The organism is Vogesella mureinivorans (assembly GCF_007644035.1).
Taxonomy (GTDB): Bacteria; Pseudomonadota; Gammaproteobacteria; order Burkholderiales; family Chromobacteriaceae; genus Vogesella; species Vogesella mureinivorans.
This window is the reverse complement of record NZ_VMTV02000915.1, coordinates 1-258: the sequence shown is the minus strand read 5'-3', so window position 1 is coordinate 258 and position 258 is coordinate 1. Positions and strand designations below refer to the sequence as shown.

Below are 258 nucleotides of genomic sequence, written 5' to 3'. Positions count from 1 at the left end.
CATCAAAAAGATTGCAGACACTTATCACGAATGGAAGCGGGATGGCGGAAACTATCAGGACATCAAGGGTTTTTGTAAGTCGGCAACACTGGCGGAGATTGAGAAGCACAACTTTGTGTTAACGCCAGGTCGCTATGTGGGCATTCCCGATGAAGTGGAATCTGAGATTTCCTTTGAGGAAACGATGGGGGCGTTGACAGGAAAATTGGCGGCCCAGATGAAGGAAGCAACAGAGTTGGATGTGGAGATTAAGGCGCA

The 258-nt window shown here is 48.4% G+C and carries 1 protein-coding gene; it reads left to right on the top strand.

The window, feature by feature from the left end; translation table 11 throughout:
• Positions 1–258: N-6 DNA methylase (locus FLQ44_RS21130; protein WP_147695952.1), on the top strand; the 258-nt coding region annotated here is incomplete at both ends.